Origin of the sequence: Methylobacterium haplocladii (assembly GCF_007992175.1) — a bacterium.
In the GTDB taxonomy this organism is placed as follows: Bacteria; Pseudomonadota; Alphaproteobacteria; order Rhizobiales; family Beijerinckiaceae; genus Methylobacterium; species Methylobacterium haplocladii.
Map to the genome: position 1 here is coordinate 23,140 of NZ_BJZT01000049.1, position 9,854 is coordinate 32,993.

Here is a 9,854-nt window from a genome sequence, read left to right on the forward strand (position 1 = left end):
CTTTCCTGCTCCGCACGGGCCAACTCTCAGACTTTGCTGAAGAGCGGTCACGGCACAGATGACCCAGCCCCAAGTTGGGGTGTCAGGTGCAATGGCTGGGGTCCCTCGTTCCATGACGAGAGCTGCGTGGTCCATGCCGGGTTGCCGGCAATTGCCTCGCCTGAGCCTCGGAGCCTGCTCAGGTGTGCTGGGACCTCAAGGTCGGCCGCGACGAAGCTGAAAGCTGCGCCTCCGAAAGAAATCGGCCGCCGCAAAGCTGTGCCAGGCGCAGCCGTTCCTTGCAATCGGAGTCGTGCGGGCCGCCTTCAAGACCTTCGACGTTGGTTAACGATCGCCCGAAGCAATGCCGCGGTTCGTCACAAGCGCCGATCTGGGAACAGCTCCACCGTATCCCGCGCCGACACCCGCCTTCGAATGCCGGCTTCCGGCTGCAAACCGTCCTTCATGTCGATGAGTAGGTCGCCTCTGCAGACCAGCGACAAGACGGTCTCGAAAGGATCGGCGTCGGGATGGCGTACGCAGGCTGCGAGTTCGCGGATGGGATGACTTCCGCCGTCTTCGGACGCAATCAGGATACGTAATCGGTCGCCCGGCTGAACGGCGAGGCCGCGTGTTGCCCAGACGGCGCGTGCATCGGCGGCTCTGGGCTCGGCCAGAACAGTCGATTTCGCCAGTACGACCGCGCCGGGGCGCCTCTCTTGGAGCAGTCGCCCGTCCCCGTCATGCATCGCGGCGACGAGAACGCGAGTTCCGCCCAGGATCAAATCAAGATTCAATTCGTCCCGTCCGGCTTCTGCCCCAAAAACTTGACCGATGGCTTCGATCGCCGGATCGAGAGTTGCTTGGATGAGCAGATCCCGGTGCCAGCGGGCTGGATACAAGATCGGCCGGATAGTCTTGAACGAACTGAATCCCGGATGGCGGCCCGGTTTCGGGAAGGGTGGCGTATCTGCCGCGATCGTAGTCTCGACTTGCATCCGAGCCGTTCTCCATTCGTTGCGACCGCTCGGACGCATGACGCGATCCGACGATCAGCCCTCGTCGTGTAGCTGCATCGATGTCCGCCCTGGCTTCGAGGGGTCGTTGTCCTGGACCCGGATCTCAGGTGCTTGAGGTCGCTGTCGACCGCGAAGATTGCTAACAGGCAAAATTTTCAGGTTCAAGCTATCGATTTGAGAGCCGAGAATATCGAGCACAACGATATGATTTTTATGAAGTATTAAATGAATATTGACTATAACCTGCTTCGCGCGCGCCCGACGACCGAGTAGGCGCCGTCTTTGCATTCGGTCAGATGTCGCCACGAGAGCGATCTGTTCTCTCGTCCAGCCATAGCCGGAGCGTCTCGATGAACTCCTGCTCCGCTCCCCGCAGTGCGGCCAGATACGCGAGCCGCTCGACGACCTTAACGGCCGTCCGCTTGAATCCTTCGGTGGCACTGGCGTCGTCTGCGATGTCGGACATGGGCCCGAAAGGCATCTCCAAGTCCGCCAGTACGTCGAGCAGATAGACGATTTCGGCAGGCGGCCCTCTGCTGGCCCAGTAGTGTACCGTCCTTTCGACGACGCCGATCTCCGACGCGAACCCGGCTTGGGTGCGGCCCATCACCCGAAGCCTGTGCTTGAACTCCGGTCCGTCCATCCCGTCCAACGTCGTTACCGCCGCCTGCGATTCCGCCTGGTGCCGGATGCCGGGGCTTCCGCACGCACGGGTCGGATCCATCGCCGATCGATCATAAAACAAAAATCGTTCCTTCACGACGAAGCGATCTTCGGCGGTGTCGCGAAGCGAGTGTAACGCTCCGTACATGCCTGAAGCGGAATCCATGAAGGAACAATCCAGCTTCGCACGCATAGAGCTGCCGCGCCATGGCTTTCGGAAGACACGGTCATACTAGGAAGGAACAGCCCACCGAGGCGGAAAGAACTGCGGGCGCATCTCACGCCGGGGAAAACGTATTTGCACGCCCGCACGCCGTCTACGATGTGCTCGGTTCCCTACACGCCCCCGAGAAAAGCGATCAAGCAACCGAAGCGCGTTGCAGCCCGCGAATCAGACGGATCCTCGTCTCTTATAAACAAAATGCAGAACATCCAACGCGACTTGGCATCGTGCGAATCGAGGGAAATGACTACCGATTTCTGGGTTCCGGCTTCAGGGTCTACAGAGGTCAGCAGGCTTTCGCGCATCGCGCCAAGAACCAAATCGAGATCGAGAGCCTTAAGATCTCAACCTGCTTCGCCGTCGTGTTCGTCAACACGACGAAAAAGTATGCCGGGTTGGTTCGGGTCTTCGGCGACGAGCAAGAAGGCCTCCTGAAGCCGTTCCTACGAAACGCTTTGCGCAAAGCAGATATCGGCGACCGCATCCTGCTCGAGGTCCACGGAGGAGCCCCGATGCCAGGTCAGGGTGCGAACGCGGACCGACGAAGCAACGTCCTACGCACGCTCGACCATCTCGCGAAGAATGGCATCGACCCGAAAGCGCCCGGATCATGCGCATCGCCCATCGACATCTCGTTCCGCGTGAGATGGATCGACGACGACGACACCATAGATCTCCGGGTCTCGACGTGGACCGGCAGCGTCACTCGTTCCGAGAGTCGTTCGCTAGCCGTTAGAGCCACCGAGAAACGTGTTGCTCGGAAAACGGCCGCGACGCCGATGCCGAAGGCACGCCCTCGCTCGATTCCAGGCAAAATCAAGCTATCGCTACCCTGGACAAGTCACCTGGAAGAGAACTCGGCGTCTCCGGAGCGAGTGCCGCCAACTGGCGGTTACGTCCCCGACCCCGAGTAGACGCCGTCCGTCGGATCTAGTGGCGGAAATCTGACGCTTAGTACCCTCTGGCCGCGTCCGAGTGCGCCCGTTGCAGAAGGTCGGAAGGTCCGCTTCCAGGCTGTTGAGATCGAGGCGAAAGACCGGGTCGGGTGGAAAGCCGAATGACCGTTCACAGGATCGAGTTGTTTTAAGCGGACGTCCTTCGCACCGCACAAGCAGTAGAGCAGGAGTTTCACCGAAGCGCGAGCAGCGCCGGTGCTTCAGCGCATTGGCCGGTTGGCGCGCGTGCTTATTCAGGCAAATCCATCTATACCCTCTCGGGACTTACCCCTTCCGAAAGCGCGTCTTGGCCCTCCCCCTCCCGATCACCACGGACCGAGCCCGGCTCGCGGTGCTGGAGGGCTACGGCATCCTCGACACCCCTCCGGAGGAGAGTTTCGACGACATCGTGCAGATCGCCGCCCACATCTGCCGGACGCCCGTGGCGCTCGTCAGCCTGGTGGCCGAGGACCGGCAGTGGTTCAAGGCGCGGATCGGCTTTCCGCCCTGCGAGACCGACCTCAACAGTTCCGTCTGCGCCCACGCCCTGATCGAGCCGGACCTGCTCGTCATCGCCGACCTGAGCGAGGACCCGCGCACGCGGGACAACCCGCTGGTGACGGGCGCGCCGTTCATCCGATTCTATGCCGGGGCACCCCTGCGCGCGCCCGGCGGCGAGGTCCTCGGCAGCCTGTGCGTGATCGACCCGGTCCCGCGTCCCGCGGGCCTGTCCGAGAGCCAGAGGAGCACGTTGCGCGCGCTCGCCCGGCAGGTGAGCGGCCAGATGGAACTGCGGCGGGCGGTCATGGGCCGCGATGCCCTGCTGTTGAAGCAGCGGACCACCCTGGGCGAATTCGAGGCCCTCAACGAGACGCAGGCGGCCGTCGCGGCAGCCGGGGGCGACCTGGACACCATCCTTCAGGCGGTCCTCTCCGGTGCCATGCGGGCCATCCCGGCGGCCGAGGCCGGGGTCGTCGAGCTGATCGACGGCACGGAGCTGGTCTATCGCGCGGTGTCCGGCACGGTGACGCCTTTCCTGGGGGTCCGCCTTCCGGTCAAGGGCAGCCTCGCCGGGACCTGCGCCTTCACCAACAAGCCGATCCTCGTGCCGGACACCGCGAAGGATCCCCGCGTCAACCGGGAGCTGGCGGAGCGCGTGAACCTGCGCTCGGTCGTCCTCGCCCCCGTGTCGCACGGCGACCAGGTGCTCGGCGTCCTCAAGATGCATTCCAGCGTCACCGGGGCGCTCACTGAGGGCGACCTGCGGCAGGCCTGCCTGTTCGCCGGGGTGGCGACGGCCGGCCTGACCGAGGCGCGCGAGGCCGAGGCCCGGGAGGAACTGCGGGCAAGCGAGCGCACCAAGGCGGCCTTGCTGGAATTGGGCGACCGCCTGCGCGCCACCGACCGGGCCGACACCATGGCCTTCGCCGCGGCCGAGATCATGGGGCGGACGCTCGACGCCGCGCGCGCCGGCTACGGCACGCTGACCGCGTCGACCGAGACTATCGAGATCGCGTCGGACTGGTGCCAGCCCGGCCACGCTAGCATCGCGGGTGTGCACCGCTTCCGCGAATACGGTTCCTTCATCGACGACCTCCGGCGCGGCGAGACCGTCGTGATGGACGACGTCGGCACGGACGGGCGTACCCTCGGGCATGCGGAGGCGTTCGCCGCGCTCGGCATCCGCTCGCTGGTCAACGTGCCGCTAATCGAGCACGGCGTCCTGGTGGCGATGATCTACATCCACCACGACCGTCCGCATGCCTGGACCGGGGGAGACCTCGCCTTCGTGCGCGACGTGGCCGACCGGACCCGTGCCGCCGTCGCGCGGGTGCGGGCCGAGGAACAGCAGCAGCTCATCAACCACGAGCTCTCGCACCGCATGAAGAACCTGCTGGCGATGGTGCAGTCCATCGCCACGCAGACGATGCGCGGCGCCGCCGACGTCGACGAGGCCAAGGAGATCCTGTCGGGACGCCTGATCGCGCTGGGGCGCGCCCACGACCTGCTGATGGGCGGCGCACTGGTCGGCACGGGGCTCGAACCGGTGATCCGAAGTGCGCTGCTGATCCACGCGGACAAGCCCGGGCGCTTCCACCTCGAAGGTCCCGAGCTCGACATCGGCACCGATCAGGCGTTGTCGCTGGCCCTGACGGTGCACGAGTTGGCAACCAACGCGGGCAAGTACGGCGCGCTCTCCAACGAGGCCGGCCAGGTCGCGATCCGTTGGGAGACGCTGAAGCAAGACGGGGAGCCGCAGCTACGGCTTTGCTGGTCGGAATCGGGAGGCCCCCGAGTCGAGGTCCCGACCCGCAAGGGGTTCGGCTCGCGCTTCATCGAGCGCGGCCTCGCCGCCCAGGTTAGGGGGCACCCTCGCCCTGGATTACCTGCCGGCGGGCGTGCGGTGTGCCATCACGGCACCGCTCGCGGCATTCCAGGGTGTCCGATAGGGATGGACGCAACCTTTCCCAACGGCCCTGGTTCGCCTGCGATGAGCCAGGAACAGCATCAGCGTAAGGCGCTCGCCGTCGTCGCCGAGGACGAGCCGCTGCACCGGATGCAGACCGCCGACCTGCTCGACGAGGCCGGCTTCGAGGTGATCGAGGTCAGCAACGCCGCCGAGGCCCTGGCCGAGCTCGAACGGCAGCGCATCGACCTTCTGTTCACGGACGTGCGGATGCCGGGCCTGATGGACGGCCTCACGCTCGCCCACGAGGTCGACCGGCGCTGGCCTCACGTCCGCATCGTCGTCTGCTCCGGCGTGAAGGACCTGGACCGGGGCGCCCTTCCGCCGGGATCGGTCTTCTTCGACAAGCCGTACCAGCCCGCGCTGGTCACCGCCGCGGTCGGGCTTGCCCTGAGCGATGCCGCGTCAGGTCCGGCCGGCGTCGCCGAGGGCGCATGACCGGCGCCCAATTCCGCGTCACCGTGAGGCAATTGCTCGACTTCCGGGGCCGGACGGTTAGCTAAGGTGGATGAGACATTCCCTGATCGTCCTCGGCCTGATCGCGACCGTCGCGACGCCGTCCCTCGCGACCGCCGAGTCGATGCGGGGCAATCCCGACCTGAAGAAGTATTGCACGGGCGACGCGCTGTCGTTCTGCAGCGGCATCGACGCCGACGATCCCGCGATGGACGCCTGCTTCAAGAAGAACCTCGGCCAGATGTCCGAGAACTGCCGCCGTGCCGTCACTGCGTACGAGGCGACGCAGACGAAATAGCCTGCCTGCGGCGGCCTTACGGGCGTGCCCCGGGTTCTCTCGGTTCGGGGCGTCGACCGGCCCCGACACCCCGTCGGCCTTCCAGGCCCCGACTATCCCGTCGCCTGCCTGCGACGCCGGGGCTTCGAGGCCGCCCGCTGGAGGATGCGCGACAGGGCCTCGACCGAATAGGGCTTCTGCAGCAGCTCGAAACCGTGGTCGCTCTCCTGTGCCAGCACGTGGCTGTAGCCGCTGGTCAGCACCACCGGCAGCCCGGGATACAGTCGCCGGACCTCCCGTCCGAGCTCGACGCCGTTCATGCCCGGCATGACGACGTCCGAGAACACCACATCGTAGGTATCCGACTTCTCGGCCAGCGTCGCCAGGGCCTCGTCGCCGTTCGCGACCCAGTGCGTGCCGTAACCGAGCTCCTGCAGGGTCTGGGTCGAGAAGCTGCCGACGTCCCGGTTATCCTCGACCACGAGCACGCAGGTGCCGCGCCCGTCGACCACGGCGTCGACCGGCGCCGGCTCCTCCTCCGCGACGGCGCCCTTGTCCGCGCGCGGAAGGTACAGCGTGAACGTCGTGCCGCGTCCGACGACGCTTTCCACCATCACCTCGCCGCCCGACTGCTTGGCGAATCCAAAGACCTGGGAAAGGCCAAGCCCGGTGCCCTGGCCGACGCCCTTGGTGGTGAAGAACGGCTCGAAGATCCTGTCGACCTGCTCGGCCGGGATGCCTGAGCCCGTGTCGGCCAGCGCGATTCGGACGAAGTCCCCCGCATACGCCGGATGCGCACGCATCGCGGGCACGAAGCTCACGGCCTCCACCGAGATGTCGAGCCGGCCTTCCCCGCCCATCGCGTCGCGGGCGTTGACGGCCATGTTGACCAATGCGGTGTCGAACTGGCTCGGATCCGCATTGATGTGGCATGGCTCGTCGCCGACGCGGATCGAGACGGCGATACGGGCTCCGGTCAGGGTCCCCATCATCTCGCCGATGGCCTTCACGCTCCGCCCGGCGTCGAACACCTCCGGCCGCAGGGCCTGGCGCCGGGCAAACGCCAGGAGCTGTCCGGTGAGCTTGGCCGCCCGGTCGACCGTGTCGGAGATCGCGCTGATATAGCGGACGCGCCGGTCGTCGGCGAGGTCTGGTCGCTTGAGCAGGTCGGTCGACGACTTGATCACCGTCAGCAGGTTGTTGAAGTCGTGCGCCACGCCCCCGGTCAACTGCCCGACCGCTTCCAGCTTCTGCGATTGCCGCAGCGCCTCCTCGGCCTGGAGCAGGGTTGCGGCCCGTTCCTTCTCCAGGGTGACGTCGCGGGAGACGCAGTAGAGCAGCCCGTCGACCGGCACGGCCGTCCAGGACAGCGTGCGGTAACCACCGTCGCGGGCGCGGAAGCGGTTCTCGAACGCCAGGGTCAAGCCGCCGGCGGCGAGATGGGCCACCTCGGCCCGGGTCTTCTCGCGGTCGTCCGGGTGTTCGAGCCATTCCGAGCTCTTCCCGACGATGTCGTGGTAGTCCCATCCTAGGATGCGCTGCCAGGCCGGATTGATGCTGACCCAGATCCCATTCGCGTCGGCGACGCCGAGCATGTCCTGGCTCACCTGCCAGATGCGGTCGCGTTCCTTTGTGCGCTCGGCGACCTGGGCCGCCAGCGTGTCGTTGAGGGTGCGCAGGTCCGCGGCGACGCGGTCGCGCTCGGCCTCCACCGCGCGCCGCTCGTCCACGTCGAGAAGCACCCCGGGGAAACTCAGCGGCGTTCCGTCCGGCGCGTGCTCGACACGGCCGTTCGCCTCCAGCCAGTAGTAGTTCCCGTCTGCGCGCCGGGTGCGGTACTGATGGGCATAGGCGCCACCGCGCGCGATGGCCTCGTTGATCGCCTCGGCCAATCCCGCCCGGTCGTCAGGGTGGACCGTGGCCACGATCTGGGCGAGCGGGATGCCCTCCCTTCCCAGCGCCGGGTCGAGGCCGAAGGCGCAGGCGAACGCCTCGTCGACCGTGAACCGATCGCTGGGCAGATCCCAGAACCAGGTTCCGATGATCGCGCCGGCCGCGAGCGCCAACTGGACGCGTTGCACGTTCTCGCGTACCACAGCCTCGCTGGCGCGCAGGGCGGCCTCCGCGCTTCTGCGGGCGGTGATGTCGGTGAACAGGACCGCGACCTCGCGGCGGCTCGCCGGTTCGACGCGATGCGCGGCGACCTCCAGGTGCCGGCCGTTTGGCGCGAACTCGCGCTGGAAGCGGACGGGCTCACCGCTGCGCAGCACATCGCCGTAGATCTTGAGCCAGCCGTCGGCTCCGCCGTCGGGAATGATGTCGCGCAACGTCCGCCCGACCACCCCCGGGATGCCGAGGTGGTGCTCGAAGGCGGGATTAGCCTCGACATGCACGTAGTCACCGAACGGGCCGTGCGGCCCATCGACGAATCGGATGACGCAGAAGCCCTCGTCGATGGTGTCGAACAGGGTCCGGTAGCGCTCCTCGCTGACGGCGAGCGCGTCGCGCGCCTGACGCTGCTCGGTGACGTCGCGCGCCACCCCTGAGAACCGCACCGGACGGCCCGAGGCATCACGTTCGATCTCGCCCTTGCGGGCGATCCAACGGATCTCGCCGGTGTCCGGGCGCCGGATGCGGTACTCGACGTCACGGGGCGGCCCACCTTCCCGCCGGGTCTCGGCCGTCGAGATGAGGTGCGCGTCCTCGTGGAGGACCAGCCTCTCGAACGCCGTCGCGGGGTAGCTCGCCTGCTCCGGCAATCCGTAAAGGCGGCAGAATTCCGGGGTCGGCGTGAGGACGTTGTCGGCGATGTCGACTGTGAACAGGCCCACACCTCCCGCCGCCTGCGCCTGACGCAGCCGCGCCTCGGATTCCGCGAGCGCCTTGCCCGCCAGGTGCCGGCTTGTGCGATCGCGCAGGATCTTGAGGTATCCGACGAGGCTGCCGTCATCGGCCTGCAGCGGCATCATCTCGCCCGAGGCGAAGAACCGCGAACCGTCCTTGCGCAGGTGCCAGCGCTCGTCGTTGCCCCGACCCCTCTCCCGGGCACCCTTCATCTCGCGCTCGGGGATGCCGGCGGCGACGTCCTCCTCGGTGAAGAAGACGTGTGCCGGCCTGCCGCGCATCTCCGCCTCCGACCAGCCGAGGATGGCCTCGGCGCCCGCGCTCCAGCCGGTGATGCGGGCGTCGAGGTCCAACGTGACCATCGCGTAGTCGATGGCGCTGTCGAGGATCTGGCGGTGGCGGTTGTCGGCCACGCGGACGCGGCGAAGGGCGTCTTCGCGCGCGGCCGCCGACCGGCGCAATTCCATCTGCGCCATGACCTGCCGCGCCAGGGCCTGGAGGGAATCGGCCTGCTCCGGCGTCAGTCCTTCGGGCCGCGGCGTCCCGTCGATCACGCACAGCGTCCCGAGCGGCATCCCCTCGGGGGTCTCCAGCCGGGCACCGGCATAGAACCTCAGTCGCGGCTCGCCGGTGACCAGCGTGTTGTCCCGCGTGCGCGGGTCTGCGGTCAGGTCCGGGATGACCAGCAGGCCCGGCTGGCCCAGGGCATGCGCGCAGACCGATTGCGACAGCGGGGTCTCGCAGGGGTCGAAGCCGACGCGCGCCTTGAACCACTGCCGGTCCCCGGCGACGAGGCTGACGAGGGCCACGGGCGTCGCGCAGATCCGCGAGGCAAGCAGCACGACGTCGTCGAAGCCCTGTTCGGCCTGCGTGTCGAGGATGCCGTATCGTTCGAGGGCGGCGAGCCGAGCCGGATCGCGGGCCGCGTCCTCAGGCGCGGTCATGGACGACCTCGGGGGCGGCGGCTCCACGGAAGGCCTTGGCCTCGTCA

The 9,854-nt window shown here is 67.1% G+C and carries 6 protein-coding genes; 3 read left to right on the forward strand and 3 right to left on the reverse strand.

Annotated features, from left to right (window positions below; genetic code table 11):
* Positions 1-356: 356 nt before the first annotated feature.
* Together MHA02_RS20685 and MHA02_RS20690 are read right to left on the reverse strand one after the other, a co-directional pair.
* The gene (locus MHA02_RS20685) at positions 357-977 is read right to left on the reverse strand and encodes a hypothetical protein (RefSeq protein ID WP_147082301.1); all 621 of its coding nucleotides are present in this window, start codon (positions 975-977) and stop codon (positions 357-359) included.
* Between the two features lie 313 nt (positions 978-1,290).
* On the reverse strand, positions 1,291-1,827 hold the full coding sequence (locus MHA02_RS20690; protein WP_147082303.1) for a hypothetical protein: 537 nt from the start codon (positions 1,825-1,827) through the stop codon (positions 1,291-1,293).
* Between the two features lie 41 nt (positions 1,828-1,868).
* Here MHA02_RS20690 and MHA02_RS20695 point away from each other — a divergent pair, with 41 nt between their 5' ends.
* From MHA02_RS20695 to MHA02_RS20705, 3 genes are all read left to right on the forward strand, one after another.
* A complete protein-coding gene (locus tag MHA02_RS20695) occupies positions 1,869-2,798 on the forward strand; it encodes a hypothetical protein (RefSeq protein WP_147082305.1) in 930 nt (309 codons plus the stop codon).
* 328 nt (positions 2,799-3,126) lie between these two features.
* On the forward strand, positions 3,127-5,724 hold the full coding sequence (locus MHA02_RS20700; RefSeq protein WP_147082307.1) for a GAF domain-containing protein: 2,598 nt from the start codon (positions 3,127-3,129) through the stop codon (positions 5,722-5,724).
* A gap of 70 nt (positions 5,725-5,794) precedes the next feature.
* On the forward strand, positions 5,795-6,040 hold the full coding sequence (locus MHA02_RS20705) for a cysteine rich repeat-containing protein (RefSeq protein ID WP_147082309.1): 246 nt from the start codon (positions 5,795-5,797) through the stop codon (positions 6,038-6,040).
* 92 nt (positions 6,041-6,132) lie between these two features.
* Here the strand turns inward: MHA02_RS20705 and MHA02_RS20710 are convergent, their stop codons facing one another.
* Positions 6,133-9,807 carry a PAS domain S-box protein gene (locus tag MHA02_RS20710; protein ID WP_147082311.1) on the reverse strand — a complete coding sequence of 1,225 codons (3,675 nt, stop codon included), beginning with the start codon at positions 9,805-9,807 and terminating at the stop codon, positions 6,133-6,135.
* Positions 9,808-9,854: the final 47 nt, after the last annotated feature.